This window comes from Paenibacillus sp. FSL M7-0656, assembly GCF_038003225.1.
Taxonomy (GTDB): domain Bacteria; phylum Bacillota; class Bacilli; order Paenibacillales; family Paenibacillaceae; genus Paenibacillus; species Paenibacillus amylolyticus.
This window is the reverse complement of record NZ_JBBOOT010000001.1, coordinates 4,725,210-4,751,814: the sequence shown is the minus strand read 5'-3', so window position 1 is coordinate 4,751,814 and position 26,605 is coordinate 4,725,210. Positions and strand designations below refer to the sequence as shown.

22 protein-coding genes are annotated in these 26,605 nt (G+C 47.3%); 5 read left to right on the top strand and 17 right to left on the bottom strand.

Annotation, left to right across the window (positions count from 1 at the left end; translation table 11 throughout):
• Positions 1 to 45: 45 nt before the first annotated feature.
• The 14 genes from MHI01_RS21055 to MHI01_RS20990 form a co-directional block, all read right to left on the bottom strand.
• Positions 46 to 1,545: a cobyrinate a,c-diamide synthase gene (locus tag MHI01_RS21055; RefSeq protein WP_340984043.1), complete on the bottom strand. Its 1,500-nt coding sequence runs from the start codon at positions 1,543 to 1,545 to the stop codon at positions 46 to 48.
• 205 nt (positions 1,546 to 1,750) lie between these two features.
• On the bottom strand, positions 1,751 to 2,581 hold the full coding sequence (locus tag MHI01_RS21050) for a uroporphyrinogen-III synthase (protein ID WP_340984042.1): 831 nt from the start codon (positions 2,579 to 2,581) through the stop codon (positions 1,751 to 1,753).
• 130 nt (positions 2,582 to 2,711) lie between these two features.
• Entirely contained in the window at positions 2,712 to 3,914 is a 1,203-nt protein-coding gene (locus MHI01_RS21045; RefSeq protein WP_340984041.1) for a GerAB/ArcD/ProY family transporter, read from the bottom strand.
• A 56-nt stretch (positions 3,915 to 3,970) separates the two neighbouring features.
• Entirely contained in the window at positions 3,971 to 4,192 is a 222-nt protein-coding gene (locus tag MHI01_RS21040; protein ID WP_036612790.1) for a hypothetical protein, read from the bottom strand.
• A complete protein-coding gene (locus MHI01_RS21035) occupies positions 4,185 to 5,384 on the bottom strand; it encodes a Ger(x)C family spore germination protein (RefSeq protein ID WP_340984039.1) in 1,200 nt (399 codons plus the stop codon). Before MHI01_RS21035 ends, MHI01_RS21040 begins: the two co-directional genes overlap by 8 nt.
• Before the next feature lie 4 nt (positions 5,385 to 5,388).
• The gene (locus tag MHI01_RS21030; RefSeq protein ID WP_091036071.1) at positions 5,389 to 6,984 is read right to left on the bottom strand and encodes a spore germination protein; all 1,596 of its coding nucleotides are present in this window, start codon (positions 6,982 to 6,984) and stop codon (positions 5,389 to 5,391) included.
• 175 nt (positions 6,985 to 7,159) lie between these two features.
• A complete protein-coding gene (locus MHI01_RS21025) occupies positions 7,160 to 7,495 on the bottom strand; it encodes a hypothetical protein (protein ID WP_339284580.1) in 336 nt (111 codons plus the stop codon).
• Positions 7,496 to 7,539: 44 nt separating this feature from the next.
• Positions 7,540 to 8,241, bottom strand: coding sequence for a pirin family protein (locus MHI01_RS21020; RefSeq protein ID WP_340984037.1), 702 nt, complete (start codon positions 8,239 to 8,241; stop codon positions 7,540 to 7,542).
• 198 nt (positions 8,242 to 8,439) lie between these two features.
• Complete coding sequence (locus MHI01_RS21015) at positions 8,440 to 8,853, bottom strand: DoxX family protein (RefSeq protein WP_100528505.1); 414 nt, start codon at positions 8,851 to 8,853, stop codon at positions 8,440 to 8,442.
• Between the two features lie 50 nt (positions 8,854 to 8,903).
• Entirely contained in the window at positions 8,904 to 9,764 is an 861-nt protein-coding gene (locus tag MHI01_RS21010) for a M56 family metallopeptidase (RefSeq protein ID WP_340984036.1), read from the bottom strand.
• Position 9,765: 1 nt separating this feature from the next.
• The gene (locus MHI01_RS21005) at positions 9,766 to 10,182 is read right to left on the bottom strand and encodes a BlaI/MecI/CopY family transcriptional regulator (protein WP_017691824.1); all 417 of its coding nucleotides are present in this window, start codon (positions 10,180 to 10,182) and stop codon (positions 9,766 to 9,768) included.
• Between the two features lie 208 nt (positions 10,183 to 10,390).
• Positions 10,391 to 11,854, bottom strand: coding sequence for a catalase (locus MHI01_RS21000; protein ID WP_047840780.1), 1,464 nt, complete (start codon positions 11,852 to 11,854; stop codon positions 10,391 to 10,393).
• Positions 11,855 to 12,143: 289 nt separating this feature from the next.
• Positions 12,144 to 12,950: a winged helix-turn-helix transcriptional regulator gene (locus MHI01_RS20995; protein ID WP_036612804.1), complete on the bottom strand. Its 807-nt coding sequence runs from the start codon at positions 12,948 to 12,950 to the stop codon at positions 12,144 to 12,146.
• Positions 12,926 to 13,321, bottom strand: coding sequence for a Fur family transcriptional regulator (locus MHI01_RS20990; protein WP_036612807.1), 396 nt, complete (start codon positions 13,319 to 13,321; stop codon positions 12,926 to 12,928). The genes MHI01_RS20995 and MHI01_RS20990 overlap by 25 nt, the downstream gene beginning before the upstream one ends.
• A gap of 272 nt (positions 13,322 to 13,593) precedes the next feature.
• On the opposite strand from MHI01_RS20990, the gene MHI01_RS20985 reads away from it, so the two are divergent.
• A complete protein-coding gene (locus MHI01_RS20985; RefSeq protein WP_076319286.1) occupies positions 13,594 to 14,706 on the top strand; it encodes a GGDEF domain-containing protein in 1,113 nt (370 codons plus the stop codon).
• 138 nt (positions 14,707 to 14,844) lie between these two features.
• Here MHI01_RS20985 and MHI01_RS20980 read toward each other — a convergent pair whose 3' ends face one another.
• Complete coding sequence (locus tag MHI01_RS20980) at positions 14,845 to 15,783, bottom strand: aldo/keto reductase family protein (protein ID WP_047840782.1); 939 nt, start codon at positions 15,781 to 15,783, stop codon at positions 14,845 to 14,847.
• A gap of 153 nt (positions 15,784 to 15,936) precedes the next feature.
• Positions 15,937 to 17,574, bottom strand: a complete 1,638-nt coding sequence (locus tag MHI01_RS20975) for a hybrid sensor histidine kinase/response regulator (RefSeq protein ID WP_340984034.1) — start codon at positions 17,572 to 17,574, stop codon at positions 15,937 to 15,939.
• Positions 17,575 to 18,055: 481 nt separating this feature from the next.
• Between MHI01_RS20975 and MHI01_RS20970 the strand changes: the two genes are divergently transcribed.
• From MHI01_RS20970 to MHI01_RS20960, 3 genes are all read left to right on the top strand, one after another.
• Entirely contained in the window at positions 18,056 to 20,017 is a 1,962-nt protein-coding gene (locus MHI01_RS20970) for an anaerobic ribonucleoside triphosphate reductase (RefSeq protein ID WP_340984033.1), read from the top strand.
• Complete coding sequence (nrdG, locus tag MHI01_RS20965; protein ID WP_076319289.1) at positions 20,014 to 20,523, top strand: anaerobic ribonucleoside-triphosphate reductase activating protein; 510 nt, start codon at positions 20,014 to 20,016, stop codon at positions 20,521 to 20,523. The genes MHI01_RS20970 and nrdG overlap by 4 nt, the downstream gene beginning before the upstream one ends.
• 216 nt (positions 20,524 to 20,739) lie before the next feature.
• On the top strand, positions 20,740 to 21,579 hold the full coding sequence (locus tag MHI01_RS20960) for a methyl-accepting chemotaxis protein (RefSeq protein WP_036612816.1): 840 nt from the start codon (positions 20,740 to 20,742) through the stop codon (positions 21,577 to 21,579).
• Positions 21,580 to 21,730: 151 nt separating this feature from the next.
• On the opposite strand, the gene MHI01_RS20955 is transcribed toward MHI01_RS20960, so the two are convergent.
• Positions 21,731 to 24,553, bottom strand: a complete 2,823-nt coding sequence (locus MHI01_RS20955) for a glycoside hydrolase family 3 C-terminal domain-containing protein (RefSeq protein ID WP_340984032.1) — start codon at positions 24,551 to 24,553, stop codon at positions 21,731 to 21,733.
• Between the two features lie 369 nt (positions 24,554 to 24,922).
• Here MHI01_RS20955 and MHI01_RS20950 point away from each other — a divergent pair, with 369 nt between their 5' ends.
• Positions 24,923 to 26,467: an FAD-dependent oxidoreductase gene (locus MHI01_RS20950; protein WP_340984030.1), complete on the top strand. Its 1,545-nt coding sequence runs from the start codon at positions 24,923 to 24,925 to the stop codon at positions 26,465 to 26,467.
• The last annotated feature ends 138 nt before the right edge of the window (positions 26,468 to 26,605 follow it).

The following is a 26,605-nucleotide window of genomic DNA, read 5'->3' as shown; positions in this document are numbered from 1 at the left end:
TGCTTATTGAATTCAGCTATCTATTTGAGCTATAAATAGCTGTTATTATCTCTGCATATCTCGCTCCTGCCGATAGGCTAAACAATGTTCCACCCATCTTCGAGCAGCTGCCGGATAAGAGCCCAGATGAACGTGCGTATACCCCGCCACGATGTTGCCTGCGGCATATCCCTCTTGCTTCAAGCCACGCATCCCCTTGGTCTCATACGCATAAGGAATCGTTTCTTCATCACGATAGGTCATTGTCGAATAATGAAATTCATGACCCCGAAGTACTTCACCCTTTTTCAGCAAAAAGGAATCCCGAACGCTACTTGCTTCACGGTAGCCAAGCGCAGCGCGCTTCTTCTGCATCTGCACCTGTGCGGGGATAATGCCCGCCATGTCGAAAGTAACTCCCTCTCGGTCGGTCAACGTTTCTCCAAGCACCATGTAACCACCACACTCGGCAAATAAAGGCATGTTGGATTGTACTGCCTGTCGAAGTCCTTCCAAGAACTCTTGGTTACCGGCAATCTCTGTTGCAAATTCCTCTGGAAACCCGCCACCCAAATAGATGCCATCCACATCCGTTGGAATACCTTCACCAGCGAGCGGACTGAAGTAATGTAATCGGGCCCCGGCTGCTTCGAGCAATTCCAGATTATCGGGATAATAGAAATTAAATGCCGCATCGCGCGCAACGGCAATGACAGGCTGTACTGCATATGATACATGTCGATTATTAACGTGGATCACTGAATTGGAAAGTGAATCGTAATTAGAGCCTGATTCATCATTAGCCGAATCAGCGTGGGCAGTAGTTGCAGAACTCACTTCTTCTGCATTCAAAGGCGGGGCGCTTGTCGCCAGTTCCAGCAGAAGATCCAGATCGGTGCCCTCCATCAACACATCGGCAGCCCGCTGAAATAAGGGTTCCAGTTCACCGCGCTCAATGGCAGGCACCAGCCCCAGATGTCTCTCGGGGATGGACATGTCTTCATCCCGCTTCAGCCAGCCAACCACCGGAATGCCGCACATCTGCTTAATGGCTTTTTGCACAATGGTATAATGACCCGCACTTCCACAACGGTTGACGATTACTCCGGCAATATTTAATTCAGGCTCCAACTGTTGAAAACCTAGTACAATCGCGGCCGCACTGCGAGCCATGCTGCGTACGTCCACAACCAGAATCACAGGGGTCTGCGTGACCAGAGCAATCTCTGCAGTTGAGCCTGTATTGTTGAGCGGATCTTTGCCATCGTAGAGGCCCATCACGCCTTCAATAATGGAAATATCATGCCCCGCCGATGCCTTCTCGAACGTATATCTCACATACTCAGGCGATGTCATCCATGCATCCATATTACGTGACGGTCTGCCCGTGACTGCGGTATGGTATGTCGGATCAATATAGTCTGGGCCGCATTTGAACCCTTGTACACTCAAGCCACGCTGAGCGAGTGCTCTCATTAGCCCCAAAGTTACTGTCGTTTTCCCTGCACCACTTCCGGTCCCTGCAATGATAAGTCGAGGCCTGGCGTTACGATCTGCAATGGTCATCGTCATTTCCACCTTTTCTTCGAGATAAGAAAAGCTTCTGATCGAAGCACTATCAAGGATGTACATTCGTATTTTAGTTGTAACGTATAAATTCTATAATCTAAACAAAACCGCATCATATAGCGATGCGGTTAAGATTAATGCACACTTTTTATTCATGAAGCGACGCCAAAAGCTTTTGTCGAACTGATCTAAAAGCAGGCCACTAATCTCTAATCTTGGCCGCACGCCCTGCTGCAAAGTAACGTCCAAGCTCAACGATGAGTGCTCCCATCTTCTCTTCCTCCGGAATGACCAGTGCCTCAATGCCTTCTTCACGCATGGAGTTTGCGGTAACTTTACCTACAGACGCAGGAATTACACCTTGTCTGAAGGCTGCAAGCATCGGCTCAAGCTTGTCCTGAGAGGCCGCATATTGCGTCAGAAATCTAACCTGCGGTCCACTTGTGAACGCAACAGCATCTACTTCGAAATTTAGAATTTCATTTAATAACTGTTCCAACTCTACCTCTTCTGGCGGTACATGGCGGTAAGGAAGCACTTGTGTGACGATTGCGCCTTGTTCTTCCAACCATGCAACGAGTTTGGGAGCTGTCTCCCCATGAAGCTGCAACATAACCTTTTTCCCTGCGAGATCATGTGGGGCGAATTCTCGAATAAGCCCGTCCGTGCTACCGTCATCATCTCGTACCAGCGGTGTTAACTTGCGCTTTTTGAGCGCATTCACCGTCTTGTATCCCCTTGCCGCAATTGAGGATTCCGATAACACATCCAACAATTGGCCTGCCACTTCCATATCCTCAGCCATTTCAAATAATGCATCCAATCCCATACCCGTAGTTAATACCGCCCAGTCTGGCGGGTCTGAGATCCAGGATACCAGCCCATCCCTGATACTCCGATCATCCAGGAATACGGTCCCCTGTGCTGGTCGCACAAGCGGGATTCCACCCATTTTTTCAACCAGTATGGACATTTCTTTCGATTTTCGTGGTCCTGTCAATGCTACACGCACACCTGCCAAATGTTGAGCCATTCATGTTCCCCCCGTTAGTTCAGCCGAATGTTCATCAGTCTGACTACAGTATACAGGGTACTTCTGTGAAGGGAAACTGTGCTTTCCCTCTTTTTGCCCGTTCATCTATAAGGATTTTTGATGGAATGCATCAGGAAGGCTGGAGTTCTCCGCCATGAGAATCTTTCCGTCTTTTCTCTCCGTCCTTTTCCGAATCAGCCGATTTTTGTTCCGGCTCATGCTTCTCTTTCTTGGACTGGTCTCCCGATCTCTGTTGGGTAGATTCTTTTTTATCCTTTTTGCGAGGACGAAGGAAAAGAAACAGCACGATAGGGAACAGTACTTCAAAAACAATGGCAATCCATGTCCATTCCCGAGTAAAACGATTGAGCTGAATGGCATTTCGGAAGAACCAGAATGCACAGACAAATCCGACGAGGGCAATCGGACCTGTCAACACCTTTCCCGATACGTTCGGAATCATTCGCTTCAATCCCCAGCAGACAAAGTACAGGTCAAATGCAATCTTCGTAATCATGGTAGGCAAGGTTGCCGCTGCCAGGGCAAGGTCAAACCGATCCAAGAAATCACTGATTTGCAATTGTCTTGCCAGTTCATAGGAGGGATACACCAACCTTGAAGCGATAGGAACTCCAATGGAGGTAATGGTCTCCACAAGGATTAACATCATCAGGAGTGCAGAGAGGATAATACCTGACACAACCGATTTATATCGAAAATCACTGCCTTTGATAACAAAAGGTAATGCAATCATCTCTCCGTAAAACGAAAATATGTACCAACTCCCCTTGCCCACTCCCGTAACATCAACGTGAAAATACGGCATCAAATTATCCATATTGATCTGTTGAATGAGCATGAAAGGCACAATCACGGAGTTTAAGAGAAACAATGTCACATACAACTCCGACATACCGATTAAGGAGCCGAGCCCACCTCTAACGATAAAAACTCCCATAACGATCAGAGATAACACAATGATGGAGATGGGCGTGGTCTCTAACAAAGTTATGCTGATATAATCCCCCGTTAACCGGATATCCCTCGCAAACACAAAGAAAAAAAACAAAATGTACATCAATCCTGCGAGCCTTCCCAAAAAGGGGAATCGCCCAGCAAGGGCTTGAAATAGATCCTGATCCGGAAATCTCCGCTGGACCCGACTTAACATCCACATGGATGCAAGCATCACTAAGACTACAGGTATATACGAGAGATAAGCGTGTTGTTCCGCATAGTAGATAGCTTGCGCGTGAGGCTGAATTAACGTTCCTGAAATACTGAGCAGCAGCACGAGCAGGATCATCTGACGGTGTGTCACTCTCTGATTCATGATATACCTCCTTTCCCTCTCGCGATCTCGCAAACTTAATGCATCCTGTCCACAACCTAGGGCAGTGGCAGTAAGCGCTGGATAACGTGGCTTATCCATACCGACACAAATAAGGTTTTGCTTAGATTAGTCACATAGAACCAAATGCCTGTAGCCACTGCTATCAAACTATAGGATAGCCAGCGATTAATGGCAGCTGCCTGTTTCAAATGTCTGAAATCCATCAAAATGACCACGATTACCATGGCCAGGAAGGTAAATAAGAGTGGTTTAATCATGTACAACTTCATCCTCTCCGACGCCAATTGGTTTATTGCTCACCCCAACGTTTTCAATAAGGACATGGGGGGTAACCGTCACCTCAACTTCAGGGTATATGTCATCCCAACGATCCTTCATCGTGTCCCACTTGGCCGGCAGATGTTGATGAATGGATCGACCGATTCCAAGGATGTCCGCATGGTATTTTCCCTGAACCAACCGGACACCTTCCTCGATATCCAATTTTATTTTCTCGTGAATGGCTTCATGTAACTTCAGAATCTCATTCTCACGCCGGTCGCCATAATTGGATTCGTTATCTACGAGAACTCCCTTGGCATATAATTCAATATTCACGGTGACCTTATCAGCCTTGATACTGGGATGTAGTGAAGCGTTGTTCTCGTTCAACTTGATGAACATATTTCCATCTCCGCCAGGAGCTTTAACCATAATCTCCGGTGCATTGGCCTCGCCCATAGCAAGAATGAGCGCATCGGCTGGAGCTTTGTCAATCATGCCAACCAGCTTATCTTTCTTGAAAATGGCCAACCCATCCAGCTTTATGTTTGTTTTGGCGTCCTTCCACCCTTTTGGAACATTGCTCACTTTCGAAGCGACCGGCAGGAATGGATCGACACCTTCACTCAGAATGGCATCTATAAACGTTTTAAGTGAACGTGGATTACGCATATTGAGGAAGCACAGTTCCCGCACCATCTCGGATGGAAACTTCTCTATAGGTGCATCCGTATCCATGACCTCATATGCTGCACCTTTTGTGACCACTGGCAATGCAGAGAGTCGGTTCAGCGGATACCGTGTAAACAGATCGAGCATGGGGGCCACGCCATCCCGGGCAAGCTCCTCACCAATAAGCATCGTACGGCGATGCGCGTAATAGATTGTTCGTGAAAGTTCCTTTTGACCTTCAATAGACGTACCATGCACAGATTTGGCTGTATTGGATAACATGAACCAGGATTTATCCCCACTCGTGCCGCCTCCGCCTCCTTCACTACCGGAAGAACCGGATTGTCCTGGCAGAGCAATCTGAAGACTGGATCTGTAATTGTCCCCCTCCTTATCAACAGCAATACCAATCACAAAGGCAACATCGTTAATCTCCTTACGATCCCAGCAACCTGAAATAAAAGTGGTACATAACAACAGCGCTATCACTGCCCGGTACTTATATATCATCTGCATGGGTTCACCACCCTTCCTCAGCTTCAGGGGAACCGTTGATCTTTTCGGTCATCCGTTTCTGATCCCGATGTACCGTAGAAGGACGATTGATCATTTTCCACCATGGCACACGAATGAGAATGTCTTTGGTATCTGTTTTACTGTACGGGCTAAGACCAGAGAGATATGGGACACCGAACGAAGTCATCTGTGTCAGATGCACCGAGATCAGGACCAAGCCGATGACGATGCCGTATAGTCCAAGCATACCTGCTAGTAACATGATCGGAAATCGGAGCAGACGCACCGTAATCGCGAAGTTAAATCGCGGGATCGTGAAGGAAGCTATTCCTGTCATGGATACGATAATAACCATCGGTGCGGATACAATCCCCGCTTGAACTGCCGCCTGTCCGATCACGAGTGCACCGAGGATACTGACAGCCTGACCCACTGTCTTGGGTAACCTGACCCCCGCTTCCCGGAGAGCTTCGAACGACAGCTCCATGATGAGGGCTTCCACCAAAGCCGGAAAAGGTATAGCCTCCCGTGCACCCGCAATACTCAGAATCAGCGTAGTTGGCAGCATGTCCTGATGAAATGTTGTAATAGAGATATACAAGGCTGGCAGGAACAAAGCGATGGCTACGAATAGGAAGCGAATCCACCGCACCAGATTACTGATGAAGAATCGCTCGTAATAATCCTCGCTGGCTTGCAGCATCTGCCACATCGTGACTGGAGCAATCAGCGAGAATGGGGTTCCATCTACCATAATGGCAAAGCGTCCTTCCAATAGATTGCCTGCAACGGTATCCGGCCGCTCCGAGTAGTGCATCTGAGGAAAAGGGGAATACGGATGATCTTCAATCAGTTCCTCGATATAACCCGTCTCCAGGATGCCATCAATATTGATTTTTTCCAGACGTTTCTTGACATCTTGAATCGTTTTTGGATCAGCAATACCTTCTAGATAGGTCAGCACAATATCTGTCTTGGTGTCTGTTCCAAGGGTCATACTCACCATCTTGAGCGCAGGTGTTTTCAGCTTGAACCGCAATAAGGCCGTATTCACACGGAGCGTTTCGGTAAATCCCTCCCGCGGTCCCCGAATGACGGATTCTGTCTGCGGTTCCTCCACACCACGTCTGACGCCACCTTTGACATTGAACATCCAGGCTTTGTTACTTCCATCGACCACCAGAAGGGCAGAGGATGCCAGCACCCCTTCTGTCGCAGCAGCCCAGGTATCCACTCGCTTCACCTGTGTTAGCTCAACGGTTGTATCATCCAGTGGAACATCAGGTTCATCTGTGCGCTGCTGCACCAGCCCTCGAATAATCGGTCGCAGCATGTGTTCCTGGATATCAGCCGAATTGACAATACCTTCAATATAGACGAGAAGTCCTTTCACTTCAGGCGTAATCATGACGTTGCGAAAAACCACATCAGAACAATCGGAGAATATCTCCTTTACCGCCTTAATCTGAGTTTCATGTACTGCACTAATTGGCTGCCGAAGAAAAGGCGGGGACGGCAGTCCCAAAGGAATATGTTTTTTTTCTTCTGAAGCTCGTCCCGGTTGTCGGGACTTGTCTTTCCCAGATGTTTTGTCCGCCATATGCCGCCCCTCCATTCTTGTTTTTTATACAAGGTAGCTTGTGCCAGACAGCGGGGAATTATGTGGTCTTTTTTGTAAAGTTACGATTAAATTCTCTGAGTTCAGACAGCAAAAAGGCCTCTGTATTTAACAGAGACCTCCTTAACTATTCGAAAACCTGTTCAAGCTATTTTAGTTAATCCGCAAAATAATCTTCAGGCACATAACGAATCTCCGACTTCGCATAGATGCTTAGCGTGTGACTCTCCCTGTCGTATACTACCCGTTCACCATCGGCGTAGTACCAGTGTTTCAAAAGGGGCTGGTCCTTGCGTTGGACGAAGCGAAATACGTTCAGTTCCTGTCTAAGCTCCATAATCTGTTCCACAATCTGCTCGTCCAGACCCGTAACGGTAAACATGAAGCCTGTACCCTCCTGTTGGAACCGATAGGACAGGGAATCTGTTTTGCTATTAGCTAATCCTCGCCCGGTCACCGCATGTTTAACCATAAACCATTCCTGTTGCGCCATACGTGTATATCCTCCTTCATCTTGGAGTTCATTTCATCAGCCATCTACGGCAAATCAATAATCATATAGAACGTATCTTCGTTTGCTTGCAGTTCGATTGAATCCCGCTTTTCCACACGAGCCGTGTCGCCTTCGTTCAACAGGTACTCTGCGTCCAATCCCAGCTTGCCTTCGATGGAGAAAATGTACATTCGGCGGCCCGAATCCTGATTAAAGGTTAACGTTTCGTCTTTGGCTAATCGGCCAAGGTAGATCGTCATATCCTGATGAATGGTCGCAACTCTTGGTCCCCCATCTGGGGATACAATCGGCACGAGTGCTCCTGCCAATGCCGCTGGATCAAATGATGTCGTCTCATAGGAGGGCTCCAACCCTTTTGTCTGTGGCATGAACCAGAGCTGAAGCAAACGTACTTCTTCGGTATCGGATGCATTATGTTCGGTATGAATCATGCCACTGCCTGCTGACATCCGCTGGATACCGCCAAAGCCTGTAACGGCTACATTCCCAAGGTTATCTTCATGTCGCAACTTGCCGTTCAGTACGATCGATACAATCTCCATATCACTATGTGGGTGAGCTCCAAAACCGCGACCAGGCGCGATCACATCGTCGTTCGCTACCCGCATCGGTCCAAACGCCGTATTCTCCGGGTCTTGGTATTCTCCGAAAGAAAAGCTGTGACTACCACGGAGCCAGCCTCGATCGAAGCTGGAGCGGGCATCGGATGGAATGACGTTAATCATAAAATGCATCCTCCTTATTTTTTCTTAGTAGCATACTTATTCTCATTGTAACAAACCATAGGCATGTCGTCCAAACGAAAAAAGTTCTCTACTGATCAGCCCGGTTCGCAAATCAATTCCCGAACCGGCCTGGCCAATAAAGAACCTCGTTACAGGACTCATCCTGCACTTCATTATTTTTAGCAATCGTTAGTCAATTCAAGCACTCACATTCTGGCGAGCATTCCCCTGTCTGGAGAACAGATAATCCACGGCCAGGAGGCGGCTTCCTGTGAAGAGCAGTGTCAGGGAACCCGCAAGCAGCAGGTAATCTAACTCGGTACCACTCAGGAACGGCTCACCCACTTTGGCTGTAAACAGAACGCCAACCATCACGATGGCAAACAGGGCAGCAAACACACGTGTTCCCAGACCCAGAATCATCGCTGCACCACCTACCAACTCAATGATGGCTACAACGGATGCAAGAAATCCGGGAATACCAATACTTTCGAAAAAACCTACCGTACCGCTGATTCCACCTTCGAATTTACTCCAGCCGTGCAATACAAAGATCAAACCGATCATAATCCTTGAGAAAAGTAATCCAATCTCTACACTTTTATTATTCATGTTCATCTTCCTTCCTCATTATATTCGACTTCACATTTAGCCCAATTAATCTATCCGATGGACCAAACAAACAAGATAGACAGCAATAGAAAAACAGTAGCCGACATCAGAACAGCATAACGTGGCAACCTCAGCGTCACGTCCTGTTCCGGGTCCAGCAGACGTGAAATGCGGACATTCACCGACGTATCCGCAAATGAGGATTGAACGGTCAGTTCTTTGGCCCCCCAAGGTTCAGGACAAGCACGGAGCAACTTGAGCAAAGCACTGCCAATGCCTGCCACATTGCCTGTACGCTCAATGGCCTCATTGTCTGCCAGAATTTCTCTAACAATATTGTAATGTTCCGAAGTATGCTTCAATACAGGAATATACGGCATCATGATTGCAAATACCGATAACAGTGTTGTCTTCAGTGGGTCACGGTGCCACAGATGATGGACTTCGTGGTACACAACTGCAGTCTCCTCTTCTGCATCCAGCATCGTCAGAAGTCCCGTGGAGAGTACGATGCAAGGTCTCCATAGACCAATTGTAAATGCAACCGGAGAATGCTTGTCCACCACAATGAATCCCGGCTGTCCGAGATGGTGATACTTGGACTCCAGTTCGCGAGACAATGCACGCACCTCCATGGAGCGAAGCTTACGTACGGCTGCTCTGGTTTTCATCATACGCACCATTAACAACCAACCTGTTCCCGCAAATGTCAGCAATACCAGTGCCAGCAGGAAATGTCCCACGGATAACCACCCCAGTCGACTCATCCAATGATTGCAGAGCCAGAGCAGGTTAAACGGGATATCCCAGCCAAAAATTTTGTACATCGCGTACATGAACATCTGCATGAACACGAGTAACGGAATGCCAAACCCGACGGTAAACAAAAGTTTCGAGCGGGTCTTCCACATCTTAATCGCTATCCTTTTTCCATTGTTTGATCTTCTGTTCCAAGCGTTCAATCAGACCCGCATCTGCTTCGTCCAGCGCATCCAGCATATGATTCAATGCCAAAGCTCCGAATTCATCTACCAACTCATGTGACAGTTCCTTGGATTGGTCGTTCATAAACTCCTCCTTGCTCTGTACCGGTTGGTACAAAGATGTTCTGCCCTTTTGTGACTTTCCGAGAAGTCCCTTGTCTACGAGCCGGTTCATCACGGTCATGACTGTATTAAAATTGACGTCTTTGTCTTGTTCAAGTGCGGTCTGCACTTCACGGATGCTACTGCCAGGACGAGCCCATAAAATGTCCATGATCTTGGCCTCCAGCGGACCAAAAAATCGGTTGAGCCCACGCTCACCCACTTTGAAATTGTGTATTCTCATTTTCTGACACCCCTCACACTACCCATTGTAGTGCCATCAAATGAGAAGTCAACCTCTATGTCAGCTATTTTATGTAAATGATTTGTAAATTTGTTTTCCATTTCAGTAAAAAAGGCCAAAGACCGGGAGTTCCGCACGTTCGCGGTTCTGCCCGGTCTTCAACGAATATTAGTCCGTATGATGTTGTAGAACATGGTCAAACTATACTTTATTTTCCATCCTGTGACGGCATATGTGCAGAAATATCCACGCCGAGTCCATGAGCCAAACGTCCGCCAAGCTGTCCATCCGCTCGGAAGAAGTGGCACAGGGCACGCATTTGAATATCAACAGATACGCCCTTAAGGTCATTGATCAGATTATCAAGCAAATGCTGCTGCTCTACAGGAGTAAATGAACGGAAAAGCTCCCCTGACTGCGTATAATCATCCGTCTTCTCGATTTTCTCTCTTGTAACATGCCCTTGCAACGGAACCTGACTGTCCCGGTATGCCGGATCTTCTTGCGGGCTGTTTCCTGAACTGTTGGGTTCATAGTTCACCGGAGATGGGTCCTGATTCACATTCATGAGTCCATCACGCTGATGATTACGAACGGGTGCGTACGGGCAATTCACCGGAATTTGCAAATAGTTCGGTCCAAGCCGGTGACGCTGTGTATCTGGATAGGAGAATAGGCGTCCTTGCAACAATTTGTCTTCGGAAGGCTCAATTCCGGGTACAAGCGCACTAGGAGAAAAGGCCGCCTGCTCCACTTCAGCAAAGAAGTTTTGTGGATTCCGATTCAGGGTCATGGTCCCTACCGTATGGAACGGCAATACATCTTCAGGCCATGTTTTGGTTGGATCGAGAGGATCAAAAGCAAAATCATCCATTTGCTCCGGCTTCAAGAGCTGTACCTGAAGCTTCCACTGCGGGTATTGCCCGTTCTTGATATGTTCATGCAGGTCCCGGGTAGCATGATTAAAGTCCTGTCCTTGTACCTCGGCAGCTTCCTGACGAGAGAAGCCTCGCACGCCTTGTGCAGACTCCCATTTGTATTTCACATAGTGGACCTGTCCCTGTGCATTAATCCATTTGAAAGCATGTACGCTGAAACCATCCATCTCCCGATAACTTGCTGGTGTGCCCAGATCAGAGAACAACCAGGTCATCATATGTGTTGATTCCGGTGAGAGGGTCATAAAGTCCCAATATCGGGCAGGTTCCTGAATGTTTGTATCCGGAGCCGGCTTCAAGGAATGCACCATATCAGGGAACTTCATCGCATCACGAATGAAGAAAACGGGCAGATGATTACCGACAATATCATAGTTGCCTTCCCGTGTGTAAAATTTGACGGAAAATCCACGTGGATCTCGTGCAGTCTCTGGTGATCCCGTACCATGAATAACGGTTGAAAAACGAACCAGCACATCCGTCTCCGTACCTGGATCTTGTAGGAAGTCAGCTGTTGTATAAGCCTTCATACTCTGCTCCAGCGTGAATACACCATGAGCTCCGGCACCTCTCGCATGTACGACTCTTTCGGGAATACGTTCACGGTCAAAGTGGGCTATTTTCTCAATGAGATGGTAGTCTTCAAGCAGTGTCGGCCCTCTTCTGCCTGCTGTGCGGGAATTCTGGTTGTCACCTACAGGTGCTCCCTGATTCGTTGTCATACGTTCTGTCATCATGTCGTCCTCCTCTAATGGGTCTCACGGCTGTTATATATCTACTATTAAAATCATATTCGGCTTCGGTTTAAATATACATTTAGACTTGATCTAACTGTTAAATTGATTCTAACATGTCCCACTCTGCTCTTGCATGAGGTTCACATGAGATTAAGATGAGGTTCTTCAACATTCATGAATGAACTATGAACATGTTTTAAGGGAATGATTCTGATCTGCCTATCTATTAGGTAGTACCCGAAAAAGCATGAAGTGAAAGATAAAATTTGGGCAAAAAAAAAGCGGACTAATCCGCCAGGCGGTAGCCCACTCCTCTTACTGTTACAATATATTGCGGCGAAGACGCATTATCGCCCAATTTTTTGCGCAAGCTTTTGATATGAACATCGACCACATTACTTCCACCTGTAAAGTCCGTCTCCCAGATATCGCTGAGCATTTCCTCACGGGAAATGACTGCACCTTTGGCATCAATCAGCTTGAGTAACAGATCATATTCGGTCTTGGTTAGATGAATCCGGTTATTATCGCGCTGTACACTCATCCGTTCACGGTCAAGCCACAGATCTTTAAATCCGATACGGTGTCCTTCCTCAGGCAAAAAACCACGGTTGGGCAAAGCAGGACTGTTGCCAATCATGCGCTGCACCCGATAAAGTGCTTCCTGCGGGCGTGCAGGCCACACCAGCAATTCCTCCTGAAGCATCGGTCCACTTGCACTGCCAATCATCTTCTCACCGACCAGATACAGACAAGGGGTTGTATGTTCAGCCTCACGATTCAATCGGCTGCTAATGCCGGCAAATGCATCGATAGTTCCAGCCACAGACAGATCATAGATCAACAGATCAAAGACAAGACGCTCATGCAGATCCGGTTCCCAGCGATGGAAGACCAGTACATCAAAGCAACTATCCGTTAAGGCCTTTACCAGTTCATGAACCTGCCCCGGCATCGGGCTGATCAGAATAACACGCCTTGTAACCGGACAATTGTCCACAAGGGGTGTTGAGTCAGACAAGGCTGGTTTAACCCTTAGGGGTAAACGGCGGCCAGGCAGTTTTATTTTTACTTGATCCGTTTGTTTCTGCATTCCCCGCAGACACCTCCAAAGACCACATGAGCATGATCGATTGCATATCCGGTTTCTTCAGCTACCTGTTTCATCCATTGTGGAGGAACCTCTGTCATCACCTCGTCCACTTTGCCGCACACTTCACACATAATATGCTGATGATCATCCATACGGGCATCGTACCGGCTTGCTGTCTCTCCGAGTTTAAGTTCCCGTATCAATTCTTTGTCCGTCAAATAACGAAGAGAATTATACACCGTACCATAGGCCAGATTATATCCTTGTTCCACGAGTCGATTCATGACATCAGCAGCTGTCGGGTGATCCTCTGAATGGCGCACCACATCATATACCGCTTGCCGTTGTATCGTCAGATTTAAAGTTCTCACAACCATTTCTCCTTTATTATTGATCCATTTTATATGAAATCAGACACTGATCTTCTACTTATGATGGTCTTCCCAAAAAGAAGGAATATATTTTGATTTAGATTAAGTATAAATCTCATTGCATATTGAAGTCAATATCACTCTAACATCCTGTATATGCAAATAAACCACCTTTACCAGCAATCCTCTCATAAATTTGGGATAATATGGTTCGCTACAGCGCAAATTTTCAGATAAAATATAGGGATGTGCGTAAAAAGGGGGAATGTCGGTTGTTTAGCACTTTTTTCATTAATATCTGTGTCATGATTACGTTTATGTATGTGTCCGGGATCATCGCAAAGTTCTATAGTATCCGATTGCCTTTTCCCTCGTTACGTGTTCAGTTGATCGGCGGCTTATTATTCGGTATATATGGCACAGTACTCATGAACTATTCATTCCCTCTGAACGAAACTACGATTGTAGATCTACGGCATCTGGCCATCGTTACCGCAGCGGTATATATGGGAGGATTGGCTTCGGTCGTTACGGGACTCATGATCTCGATCATTCGTATTCTGATGTTCGGCTTATCATCCTCTGCCATAGATGCAGGTTTTGTCATGACTCTGATCGGACTGTCCGGTGTATACTTCGCCTATGCTCCTTGGTCCAGACTGACCAAAATAATTACAATGAATCTGCTTGGCATGACATTAATCTTTATCATTCTTATGTTGAACACGGACAGCATGAATTCATTAATGAAGATATATCCGTTACAAATGACCATTTCTTTTGCCGGTGGAATATTTATCTATTTCATTGCAGAATTCATTAATAAATCCAATGAAATGTTATTTCTATTGGAAAAAAGAGCTTCTACCGATCATCTTACCAACCTGAGCAATCGACGACAGTTCGAAAAATCACTTCAACTGGAACTCCAGCGTGCGCGGGATTACCAACAGAAGCTTTCCTTGCTTGCCATTGATATTGACCGATTCAAAAAGGTAAACGACACCTATGGTCATTCCGCTGGCGATGCGGTCCTGAAGCAACTTGGACAACTGCTTGTTGAGCATGCACGTTCTGCTGATATCGTGTCACGAAACGGTGGGGAGGAATTCGCCATTCTCTTGCTCGACTGTGGACACCGTCAGGCCGTGGCTACCGCCGAATCTATAAGACAGGCTGTAGAGAAATACCATTTTGCTCTGCCCGACGGGCACACGACACGTCTAACCATCTCCATTGGTGTAGCCGTATATCCCGATCATTGTGATGATCATGACGATGATGATTTCTTCGAACAGGCCGATCGTGCTTTATATGAAGCCAAGAATACAGGGCGTAACCGTGTGTGTGCCTTAACTTTTCGCTCCTTGCCTCTTACACTTTAAAGTAAGATCTAACCTTTCAATAATCTAACCTTTCAACGCTCCAAAAAAGGGATGTCTCGTTCGCCTATTCAGGCGCACAGGACATCCCTTTCTTTATAGATCATTGCATATCATCTCAGCTTGTGTGCTGACAGGAGATCAAGCAAGGATGCTCTCAATCTCCTCCACAATGGCAGCATCCAGCTTCACGCCAGATGCAGCCGCGTTCTCTTTTACCTGCTCGGGACGACTCGCCCCTACAAGTGCACTGGATACATTGTTCTGGCGCAGAATCCAGGCAAGGGCCAGTTGGCCAACCTTCAGATCCAGCTTGTCCGCCACTTCAATCAGTTGACGAACTTTCCCGATACGATCCGCATTGATCTTTCCTTCGTCCCATCCTAGCTTGGCAGCACGGCTATTCTCTGGGATATCGGAAACGGACGTATATTTCCCGGTCAATAGACCTTGAGCAAGCGGGGAGTATACAACTTGTCCGATGCCTTTACGCTCGCCGAGCGGGATAATCTCATTTTCGATATAACGGTCAAACATGTTGTACACCGGCTGATTGACCACGATACGATCCAGGAGCAGACGATCTGCTGTACCCAACGCAGCTTCCATCTGAGCCGCTGTCCACTGGCTGACGCCTACATATAACACTTTGCCTTGGCGTACCAGATCATCGAGCGCGCGGAGTGTTTCTTCAATTGGTGTTTCGGTATGATAACGATGGCAGTAATAGATATCCACATATTCAACGCCCAGGCGCTTCAAGCTGGCTTCACATTGCTCCTTGATATGTTTGCGAGACAACCCCTGGTCATTCGGACCATCACCCATTTTGCCAAATACTTTGGTTGCAAGTACATAAGAGTCACGGGAATATGCTTTGAGCGTCTGCCCCAGCAGTTCTTCTGCTGCACCCCGTTCGTATACATTGGCAGTATCAAAAAAGTTAATGCCTTCATCAAATGCAGTTTCAATTGATTTCACCGCATTCTCACGTTCCACATACCCTCCGTACGTCAGCCAGCTTCCCAGGCTGATCTCGCTTACTTTCAGTCCGCTTCCACCTAATCTGCGATAATCCATTGATTGCATATCCTCCTCTGTTGGTTATAAAGATGAAGTTCACTTTCTATTGTAACGTAACCAGCTCGGAATAAAAGGGCTTTGGCTCAGAAAATGGAAAATGAAAAAAAGCGCACCTATAAGGTGCGCCGAATAAAGATCTATGATCATGATCTAAGGCAAAGTAATGCTCAATGCATTCAACAGATCAGCCTGTCTGACCGGCTTGGTCAGAACAGCATCAAAGGCTTCTGCTTCATGCAATTCAATGTGCATACCATAAGGAACAAGAACAATGACGGGCAGATTCTGCAGTCGCTGTTTCAGTTCATGTACAAAATCAACCGCGCCGCCTTCCATTAATCCCATATCCACAACGGCTACATCCGGCATGAATCCTTCCTTGATCCAATCATGCGCTAATGTCACACCCGAGGTCATGTGTACATCCATCTCCCACCTACGCATCAGGGAAGAGACACCTTGCAAAATATCAGGGTCCTTGGCAAGCAACACCTTTTTCCCTTTTAACCGCTGCTGAACACTTGCGAGTTGAGGTAACTCCCAGTATCTGCGCAACGGAAGGGAGATGTTGAATTCCGTCTCATTTTCCTTCACACTGCTCACCTGAATACGGCCATGCATGAGAATGGCAAGATTCTGGCTTACAGCTAAACCCAGATTGCTTCCAATCAGTTTTTGGATATTCAAATTTTCATCTTGGCTGTTAAAGGTTGGTGTCTTCTTGTCCGATAACATCTGACCCGTGTACTTCACCTTGAGCTGAAGTGTACCGGTCTCCTCCAATTCTTCTCCGTTCACCACTGCTGTGATCAGAACGGAACCTTCACGCGTTGAATCGAGAGCATATTGAATGACGTGTGCAAGCAACTGTCCAATCTTGACTTCATCACCAACGAACACTTGAGATACATTCAGTTCAAGATTTAATCCCAGCTCAATGTTCTTGCCCGTCGCAATCCCGGCATAGAGATACACGGTATTCTCAATGGTACCTACCAGATCAAACGGATCATCATGTATAACCGTTTTACCTGCTTCATTAATGTTGAAATTCATCATATTATTCAGCAAGGAAAGCAGAATATTGCCGCTTGTCTCAATCATGTTCACATATTCGGACTGCTCCTCAGGCATATCCGGTGTGCGCATCAGATCTGTCAGTCCCAAAATACCGTTCAAAGGATTGCGAATCTCGTGACTCATTAGCTTCAACATCTGTGTTTTGGTCATAGCCTCAGATTCGGCACGTTCTTTCTCTGCCTGGAGCTGTTCTTGCATTTGTTCCGAATCATTCAATTTCTGCTCCTGAACATGCAACGTGCTTTCCAGATCAACAACATAACCCAGGAATACAGCCATCGCCTTCAGTGTCTTCATATCGGTTTCGCTGATCACATAACCAGGATCATCCATCAGACAGATGGTACCAAATGTTTCGCCCGATCTTCTCATAATAGGCACGCCCACGAAGAAGCGATTGCCAAGTCCGCTCGTAACGCCCATGGATCGTGTCATCGGATGTTCACATGTATCCGGGATCGTAAGAACGCTACCGTTGTCTCTTAATACCAGGCTGCAATATGAATCCGTAAATGGAAGTGCACTGCCTTTAACAACTAACTCTTCCGTACGATTAAAGGCCTCCAAAATGACATTGGTCACCCCGTCATTCGTGGCAACAAAGATGGTATTGACCTTCAATATACCACTTAATACGTCTACGATGTGGGCCGCAGCTTCCTTTATATCTTCATAGAAGCCTCTTGTAATGCCTTCTGCCGTCCCCATGATTCACCCCTCTTATCTTAGCTGCACTTTCAAATCTGTATTTCAGAATGTTTAATCACGTACAGGGGTCATCAAAAATCCGAATAGCTGTCACAATCTATACTTATATGATTAACACCGTAGAAGTATAAGAGAATCATACTCCCTGCCTATTGCCCATTTGTGGACAAAAGCAGGTCTTAAACGGATGGTTTAACGACCGCGAATTCATTGCAACTCGCCTTTTCAGCTTGATTAAAGTCCATCTTGTCCGACTTCGGATATTATACTTGCAGAATAACTAGAAATTATACGCTTCCGCTCAGACTTTGGGAACCTTTATCCGCAGCAATTAAAGGAAAGTCCACTTTGTTCAGTAAGCTGTGTGATCATTATCACACCCAAAAAACCACATATAGTTTATAAATGGATAAGACGAATCTACATATAGTATTTAACGTGAATTGAATGATAACCAAAATCATTTTAGGAGGAACCTTACATGAACATGCTTGAGTATGCCACCCCATCGGCATCCGATCTATTATCCGACCTGGGAAGACGAATTATTGGCGCAGAAGACGCCGATACGCTGAGGGAAAATGCGAATCTGAACGGGGATTCCTTCAGTGGTAAGATGAGCAGGCTCGGTTCGGAGACCGCCAAGTGGCATGCTCTGCGTCATGTGTTGCCGGAAGAGCTTGCCCAAGCTGTGGAGAATGGGGATCTGTATGTACACGATCTGGATCAGTATGCACTTGGAACGACCAACTGTATCTTTATCCCGTTTGACCGTCTCCTTGCTGCGGGTTTCAACACAGGTAACGGATCGGTTCGCACACCTCAGACGATCATGTCTGCCATGGCTCTGGTTGCGATCATCTTCCAATCCCAGCAGAACAGTCAATATGGCGGTGTATCGGCCAATAAAATTGACTGGGATCTGGCCCCTTATGTACAGCGATCGTTCCGCAAACACTACCGCAAAGGGCAACGGCTCTTTGGTGAAAATGTTCTGATCGGGGATGAACAGCTTCATCTGGATAGCATCGAAGCGAAGAATCAATGTCCGCGGGCATATGCCTTCGCCTATGAAGAGACTGAATTGGAGACAGGACAAGCTGCTGAATCACTGATTCATAACCTGAATACGATGAGCAGCCGGGCGGGTGGTCAGATTCCATTTACTTCACTGAACTATGGATTATGTACTTCTGCGGAAGGACGGTTGGTATCACGCTCGTTGCTGGAAGCAACCATTCGTGGCCTGGGCAACGGGGAGACTCCCGTGTTCCCTCAACATATTTTCCAATGTAAACAGGGGATCAATCAGGCTCAAGGAGAGCCGAACTATGATCTGTTCCGGCTCGCAGTCAGCTGTTCATCCCGGCGGATGTATCCTAACTTTGTCAATGTGGATGCCTCTTTCAATCTGCCTTTCTATCATCCGGAAGATCCGGATACGATCATTGCAACTATGGGATGCCGCACACGTACACTGGCTGACCGGTTTGGTCGCAATCGTCAAAGTGGTAAAGGTAATCTGTCCTTCAACACCATTAACCTCGTGAAGCTCGGCATCCGGTTTGGCATCTGCCAAGGTGCAAGAGCTGTCGCTGACCGAGCCGGATTCTATACTGCTTTGGAGTCAGTTATGCATAATGCCGCTTCCGGCCTGTTGCACCGCTACCGAATTCAGACATTGCAGCCTGCCAAGGCATCGGACTTCATGATGCGGGAGGGTGTATGGGAAGGTGGAGAACAGCTTGGCCCGAACGAGCCGGTTGCCGAGCTTTTAAAGCATGGAACATTATCTCTTGGTTTTATCGGACTCGCGGAATGTATGACAGCTCTCTATGGGCGCCATCATGGGCAGGACCCTCATGTACATCGCGAAGCGCTCAACATTATTCGGACCATGAGAGAGTTCTGTGACCGGATGAGCGAGCAGCATAACTTGAATATCACACTGTTTGCCACACCTGCTGAAGGGTTGTCCGGCAAATTCACGAAGATCGACAGAGAGCGTTATGGCATTATTCCCGGAGTGAATGATCGGGAGTATTATACGAATTCATTCCATATCCCGGTCTACCACACGCTTCCAGCATATCGGAAGATTGAACTGGAGGCACCGTTCCATACGTTATGTAACGCGGGTGCAATCTCCTATGTGGAGCTTGACGGAAACGTTCGGGCCAACACCGCAGCTTTCCTGCGAATTGTACAGTATGCACTGGCGCAGGATATCGGTTATTTCTCCATTAATCATCCAATTGATCGCTGCCCTGCATGTGGTTATGAAGGCGTCATTGGGAATGTATGCCCAAACTGTGAAGCCCACGAGAACCATGTACACTTCCAGCGGTTACGCCGCGTAACTGGCTATCTGACCGGGGATTACAAAGTACGCTTCAATGCTGCGAAACAAGCTGAAGTGCGGGATCGGGTGAAGCACCGGTGAATCTATATGGTTACATCCCGGAATCGGTAAATGAAGGGACCGGCCTGCGTGCCGTGTTGTTCATCAGCGGATGTCGTCACGCCTGTCCGGGCTGCTTCAGTCCGGATTCATGGAGCTTTCGAGCGGGTGAGCCCTTTACAGAGGAGCGGCAGCAGCAGATTCTGCATGAAGTGACGACCCATCCATTGCTGGATGGAGTTACGTTGTGTGGTGGTGATCCCTTTTTCTCGGCAGCAGAATGTACGTCTTGGGTCCAGCAGCTCCGCGCTGCACGTCCTGATCTGACGGTATGGGCCTACACGGGATTCGAATATGAAGAACTGATTACCGACCCTGCAAGAGCGGAGCTTGCCCGGTTGTGCGATGTGATTATTGACGGTCGATACGTTGAAGCGGAGCGTGATGTTTCCCTTCCCTTCCGCGGCAGCCGGAATCAGCGTTTGATTGATGTCCGTGCAACACTAGCCACTCGAACCATCGTTACAATGCAGCTCAGTATGCTGTAAACATTGGTTTTATTCCCCTCACCAACTAACAAGGCACGGGTCCCCAGCGGACTCGTGTCTTTTTGGCGTATAGCGGTCTTCTTTAAGAAATAGGTTTTATCCATTCTCTCTATTTTCTTCTCTATTGCATGACGATATATAATATAGGTAGTTATTAAGTTAGCATTTAAAATTTAACCGTTTACATAAGGTAACCAGGGAGGAATCATCTTTTATATGGATATTGTTCAAGCATTAATTACATGTATGCCTTTCTTTCGAGATACGATTCGTCAGGATGTAACCCTCTCCGTTATTGATCATGAGAAGTTCCTATATTTCTCAGCGGGGGAATCGTTAAAACAACTGAATTATCAACCCGGCGACCCTCTATTGGATGGAAATCGAAATTTTGCTGATCTCAACGGCGGTACAGTCAAACGATTCGATCACTACCCTAAAGATTTATTCGGTGTTCCTTTTGACGTGGCTTTTATCCCCATTAAAAATGAAAAAGGTGAAGTCATCGCCCTGTTTAATCTGCTCTACAGTATGGATGACCAAGACCAGTTGCAACAGCTCATGGATGCTACCGAAAATCTGACTAACCAGTTAATTGACAGTGTACAGCATGTAGCTGCACACTCCGAGGAACTCAGTGCCACAACCGAAGAGATCCGGAACAATTCCAAACAAGCCGTACAGAAATCAGGCAATGTCACTCAGGTCGCCAGTTTCATTCGTGAAATCTCCGAACAAACCAATCTGCTTGGCTTGAATGCTGCCATTGAAGCTGCTCGTGTAGGGGAAGCTGGTGCAGGTTTTGGCGTTGTTGCCAAAGAAATTCGCAAACTGTCTGTGGATACCAAAGAAGCGACGGCACGTATTGAAGATTCTCTTCTCTCAGTTCGGCAATCCATTCAAGGCATGGAGAATGAACTTGGTGAGATCACTGCAAGCTCCCAAGAGCAGGCTGAACTCGTAAACAATTTCATGAGCACAATTGAGCAACTGAATGAAACCAACAAACAATTGAAGCAATTTGTGCAAAAAATGATTACGTTTGACGGAAAATAAAAATACGTTTAATGGACAATACAAGCACGGTTCATATCATAGAAATTTGTATAATTCGTTTCCTACCGCTCAGGGGATTTATGCAAAATGGTCTTAAACAACAAACTAAGCCTCCGAATAAGTTCGGAGGCTTTTTCATGAGCTATTTGACTTAACGAATCTCAAAGTGACTGATGCGCACACCCGCAGACAACACAATGTATACATCCTGTGCACCTGATGCACCTGTGAGTTCCGCCTTCACGTTAGACCACTGCTGGGCTTCACCTTGCGCCAGTTCCACACGTCCTGCGAGCGTACCGTCTGGTGAACCGAGTCGAACTTCCAACACAGCACCTGCTTGTTCTGCGGAGACACGCGCTTCAATTGCTGCTGCCCCACTACCCAGATCGGCATCCTTGAAAGCAATCCATCCTTGCTCTCCAACGACACGGACAGCACTTCCACCCTCTTTGCTCTCATCCAGATCAACACCCAGGTAAGCATCATAATTCTCAGCACGGGTAGCCACACCCAGATTACGAGCGGGGATTGTCTCTCCTTCAACCGTCAGGTCTGCAACCAGCTGAACATCGGAGGATGACTTGGCAACCATAATGGAGTAAGTTCCACTTTCCACGACATACCGATCACGAGTTACATCCCAGATTGCCAGTTCCTGAACAGGCAAAGTAAAACTGACCTTCGCTGTAGCTCCCGCTTCGATATGAAGACGACGGAATCCTTTTAACGTTTTGAGTGGACGTTTCACCCGGGATTTGCCTGCACGAACGTACAACTGTACAACCTCGTCGCTGGCAATTGAACCGGTATTGGTTACATCTACAGTTACCGTTACGTTGTCCTCTGTACCCACTTGAGCTGGGCTAAGTTCCAAATTGCTGTATTTAAATGTTGCATACGTCAGACCATGTCCAAACGGATACAATACATTACCTTCAAAATATTGATATGTCCGACCGGATTGAATGATATCGTAATCTTTGATGTCGGTCAGTTGATCTGCCGATTGTACCCATGTCATATTCAGACGGCCTGCTGGTGCATAGTCGCCATACAAGACGTCAGCTACTGCGTTACCCAGTTCCTGTCCTGCGTGTGAAGTATACAATACCGCCGGGATGTTCTCCTGGACCCAATTCGATGTGAACGGATAACTACCCACGATGACAACTACCGTGTTCGGGTTCACGGCATAGACCGCCTCAACCAGACGTTGCTGGGATTCGGCGAGATCCAGACTTGGACGGTCAATCTCTTCTTTCCCGTTTACAAGGGGATTATTACCAACAAAAACAATCGCCGTTTCCGCAGCCTTAGCCGCTGCTACCGCTTCTTCAAGTCCGTTCACAATCACATCCTGCTTGAACGTCTCTGTGGCACCAAAGGTTTTCAGTTCTTCGGACACTACTAATGCATCGTTTCCACCATTAGGTGCAGTCACCGTTTTGCCATTCCAAGTAGTCAGACCTACACTGCCATCCTCTTGTGGCAACAGGTGGAATACTTCCTTCACGAACCAGCCGTATACTTCATTAGCGGAAGCCGTTACGGTCTCTTCATCTGTGGTCAGATATTTGCCGTTGCTTTCCGCCTGCAAGGTATAACTTCCGAAGCCCCAGTCGGACACCATAAACGTCTCCGCTTCTCCCGAAGCAATCACAGGTGATTTTTCACCTTCTGCCAGTCCAATTTTCTTCCCACTGGCTACAGAAGTTAACGTAATACGGTCATTACCATCCTTAAACGATACTTTATCGTTGCCTACTTTGCCACGGATCGCCTCAAGCGGGGATACGTTATACGGCATGGTGCCTGCATACCAGTCACGATAGACCGTTCCACCCAACTGACCAATCACAGCCACTTTACCAGCTCTTGTTTTGTCCAGCGGGAGGGTGCCTTTGTCGTTTTTGAGCAATACCACTTGTTCTCTTGCAGCTCTGAGCGACAGTTCTTTTGCTTTCTCTGTCATCATGGACTCTTCACCAATAGAAGCGTACGGGTTGCCTTCTTCCGGATCGAACTCGCCCAGACGGAAACGCACACGGAACGTATTGAACAACGCCTTATCGATGTCATCCATCGTGAGTGTACCTTGTTCCAATCCTTCACGCAGTGCCTGTTTGGACAGCTCAGCATCATCGGTGATGCTATCAATTCCAGCTTTAACAGACTCTACCGTACCTGGTGTGTGGGAATCATAGTATTTATGATCATTCTTGATGCCCATTACGTCGCCTGCATCACTGACAATGAAACCATCCATGCCCCATTCGCCTTTGACAATCTCGTTCACAAAAGGATGCAACAACGCTGGCGTACCATTAATGGAGTTGTACGCCGTCATCATGGACTGTGCGCCGCCTTCCTTAAATGGCTTCTCAAACGCCTTCAGATAATATTCACGCATGTTACGTGGATCAATGCTGGACGAACCACTTCCGCGATCCACTTCGTTATTATTGGCGAGGAAATGCTTCAAGGTAGCGACCGCTTTGTAATACTTTGGATGGTCGCCCTGGATTCCTTTGACCAATGCTGTCGTCAGCTCGGCTGTCAGTTCCGGGTCTTCACCATACGCCTCTTCATTCCGTCCCCAGCGCGGGTCACGTTCCATATCCACTGTAGGTGCCCACAGCGTAAGACCGTTCACTGCCGGATTTCGTTTATAAAATACACGCGCCTCGTCTCCTAGTACGGAGCCAATCTCCTTCATCAGATCCGCATCCCATGTGCATGCAAGCCCCACCGGTTGTGGGAAAGATGTTGCTTCTCCAAGCCAGGCCAAGCCGTGGGCCGCTTCTGTTCCGTGTTTGTATGCAGGTACACCCAAACGGTCTACTGCCGGTTGATATTGCAACATGGATTCAATTTTTTCATCTTCCGTCAAGCGGGATACAAGGTCCTTCACACGCATGTCTAACTCTAGTGCTGTATCTTGAAACGGATATTTCGTTTGGTTGGTCGTCATATAGAATCTCCTTTGGTTATCGGTAGTTAATAAAAATGATAGCGAATACATATCTCATAAAAAATCGGGGGTTAATTCGGATAAAATCTTTCTTTCGATGGACCAATTAATCCTTTTATAATCAACGTTTATAGGTGTAAATCTTGATCTCTTTTTCAAAATCTAAAACGATTTCGGTAATCTTATCATATAGCATGTTTAACAAAAAAAACAGAGGTTCTGTGCAGGAAATTGTGAACATCCCCTCTGCAAAATCTGAACAACACCGTTTTTTCCTGGCATAGTCTGGCAATCATGAATAAGAGTACAACGATGTGCGCTGAACAACATCCCATGCGATAGATTGAAGATAATCAAGGAGGAAAAAAAATGAGCGACAATCAGCAGCCCAAGACGGGTCTGCCCCCGGTCCCCGAATCACTGTGGCGTGCTACGCATGAATTCGATAGCTATCCGAAACTGACAGAAGATATCACCGCTGATGTAGCGATTATTGGTGCCGGTATTGCCGGGATCACTACAGCCTATCTGCTCGCGCAGACGGGTATGCGTGTAGTCGTGCTGGAGGCTGGAAAAGTATTGGATGGCACGACCGGTCATACCACGGCCAAGGTATCTGCACAGCACGGTGTCATATTTGATGAAATTATGCATCACTTCGGAGAAGAACAGGCTCGGATGTACTATGAAGGCAATGCCGATGCCGCGAAGTGGATGCGCAATCTGGTGAAGGAAAAACAGATTGATTGCCAGTGGGCAGAGGAAGATGCCTACGTCTACATTCAATCGGAGGAAAACATCAAAAAACTGGAGATCGAGCTGACCGCCTATGGCAAACTCAATATCCCTGGTGAGTGGGTAGACCCACTCCCTATTCCAGTTCCCGCAAGGGCAGGTATTCGCATGCCGGGTCAGGCACGGTTTGATCCGTTGGCCTACCTGCACTACTTGCTCGATTCCGCTGTGAAACAAGGGGTTCGTATCTACGAGCATACCACCGTAACCGATGTGGAGGAGGATGCCTCCCTGCATGTCAGAACCTATGGAGATGGCCCATCCGTAACAGCGGAACATATTGTCGTGGCTTCTCATTTTCCCGTCTATGATCCCGGATTTTATTTCACACGATTACACGCCGAACGATCCTACGCTGTATTAGTCGAACCGGAGAAAGCCTATGCGGGTGGCATGTACATCTCGGACGATACACCGTACCGCTCCTTGCGTACCGTCTTACATGATGGTAAGGAACTTATCCTCTTTGGCGGTGAAAATCATAAAACTGGACAAGGCATCTGTACCTTTGGTCATTATGAACGCCTAGAGCAGTTCGCAGCGGAGACATTTGGCATTCGCAACATTCCTTTTCGCTGGTCAGCCCAGGATCTGATCTCCATTGACAAGGTGCCTTACATCGGACCGATTACCGGAAGACATGAACGAGTCTATGTGGCGACCGGGTTTGCCAAATGGGGAATGACAACTGGCACGATGGCAGGACACCTTCTTGCGGATCGCATCACTGGACGTGACAACCCTCATGCTGCCATATTCGATCCGGCAAGATTCAAGGCCGATCCTGGTATGAAACACTTTATTGTGGAAAATGTGAATGTAGCCAAGGAATTAATCTCCGGTAAAGTAGGCATTGTGCACAAAAAGGTTAGCGATATTGGTGAAGACGAAGGAGCCGTCGTTCGTCATAATGGCAAACGTGCTGGCGCCTACAAGGACACCAGTGGCAAGCTGTTTCTGGTGGATACCACCTGCACCCATCTGGGTTGCGAAGTCGAATGGAACGAGGGCGAACGTTCGTGGGATTGCCCATGCCATGGTTCCCGCTTTGATTATGCAGGCCATGTCATTGAGGGCCCTGCTGTGGAAGACCTTAAAGTCCTAGATGCACAAGAATAACCGACATTTAGCGATTAACCTGTAACCAAAGAAACAAAAGTTCATCTCACAGACCGGATCGGAATCCGCCTCCAGACGGAAGTAACCGATCCGGTTTTTGCGTATGCTGAATTATAGCTAAACAGACAGCTTCAGCTG

What these genes read in the sequence shown, in the direction of transcription:
- MHI01_RS21055 (WP_340984043.1), bottom strand. Translation starts at nt 1,545, where the DNA reads ATGACCATTGCAGATCGTAACGCCAGGCCTCGACTTATCATTGCAGGG.
- MHI01_RS21050 (WP_340984042.1), bottom strand. Translation starts at nt 2,581, where the DNA reads ATGGCTCAACATTTGGCAGGTGTGCGTGTAGCATTGACAGGACCACGA.
- MHI01_RS21045 (WP_340984041.1), bottom strand. Translation starts at nt 3,914, where the DNA reads ATGAATCAGAGAGTGACACACCGTCAGATGATCCTGCTCGTGCTGCTG.
- MHI01_RS21040 (WP_036612790.1), bottom strand. Translation starts at nt 4,192, where the DNA reads ATGATTAAACCACTCTTATTTACCTTCCTGGCCATGGTAATCGTGGTC.
- MHI01_RS21035 (WP_340984039.1), bottom strand. Translation starts at nt 5,384, where the DNA reads ATGCAGATGATATATAAGTACCGGGCAGTGATAGCGCTGTTGTTATGT.
- MHI01_RS21030 (WP_091036071.1), bottom strand. Translation starts at nt 6,984, where the DNA reads ATGGCGGACAAAACATCTGGGAAAGACAAGTCCCGACAACCGGGACGA.
- MHI01_RS21025 (WP_339284580.1), bottom strand. Translation starts at nt 7,495, where the DNA reads ATGGCGCAACAGGAATGGTTTATGGTTAAACATGCGGTGACCGGGCGA.
- MHI01_RS21020 (WP_340984037.1), bottom strand. Translation starts at nt 8,241, where the DNA reads ATGATTAACGTCATTCCATCCGATGCCCGCTCCAGCTTCGATCGAGGC.
- MHI01_RS21015 (WP_100528505.1), bottom strand. Translation starts at nt 8,853, where the DNA reads ATGAATAATAAAAGTGTAGAGATTGGATTACTTTTCTCAAGGATTATG.
- MHI01_RS21010 (WP_340984036.1), bottom strand. Translation starts at nt 9,764, where the DNA reads ATGTGGAAGACCCGCTCGAAACTTTTGTTTACCGTCGGGTTTGGCATT.
- MHI01_RS21005 (WP_017691824.1), bottom strand. Translation starts at nt 10,182, where the DNA reads ATGAGAATACACAATTTCAAAGTGGGTGAGCGTGGGCTCAACCGATTT.
- MHI01_RS21000 (WP_047840780.1), bottom strand. Translation starts at nt 11,854, where the DNA reads ATGACAGAACGTATGACAACGAATCAGGGAGCACCTGTAGGTGACAAC.
- MHI01_RS20995 (WP_036612804.1), bottom strand. Translation starts at nt 12,950, where the DNA reads ATGCAGAAACAAACGGATCAAGTAAAAATAAAACTGCCTGGCCGCCGT.
- MHI01_RS20980 (WP_047840782.1), bottom strand. Translation starts at nt 15,783, where the DNA reads ATGGATTATCGCAGATTAGGTGGAAGCGGACTGAAAGTAAGCGAGATC.
- MHI01_RS20975 (WP_340984034.1), bottom strand. Translation starts at nt 17,574, where the DNA reads ATGGGGACGGCAGAAGGCATTACAAGAGGCTTCTATGAAGATATAAAG.
- MHI01_RS20970 (WP_340984033.1), top strand. Translation starts at nt 18,056, where the DNA reads ATGAACATGCTTGAGTATGCCACCCCATCGGCATCCGATCTATTATCC.
- MHI01_RS20960 (WP_036612816.1), top strand. Translation starts at nt 20,740, where the DNA reads ATGGATATTGTTCAAGCATTAATTACATGTATGCCTTTCTTTCGAGAT.
- MHI01_RS20955 (WP_340984032.1), bottom strand. Translation starts at nt 24,553, where the DNA reads ATGACGACCAACCAAACGAAATATCCGTTTCAAGATACAGCACTAGAG.
- MHI01_RS20950 (WP_340984030.1), top strand. Translation starts at nt 24,923, where the DNA reads ATGAGCGACAATCAGCAGCCCAAGACGGGTCTGCCCCCGGTCCCCGAA.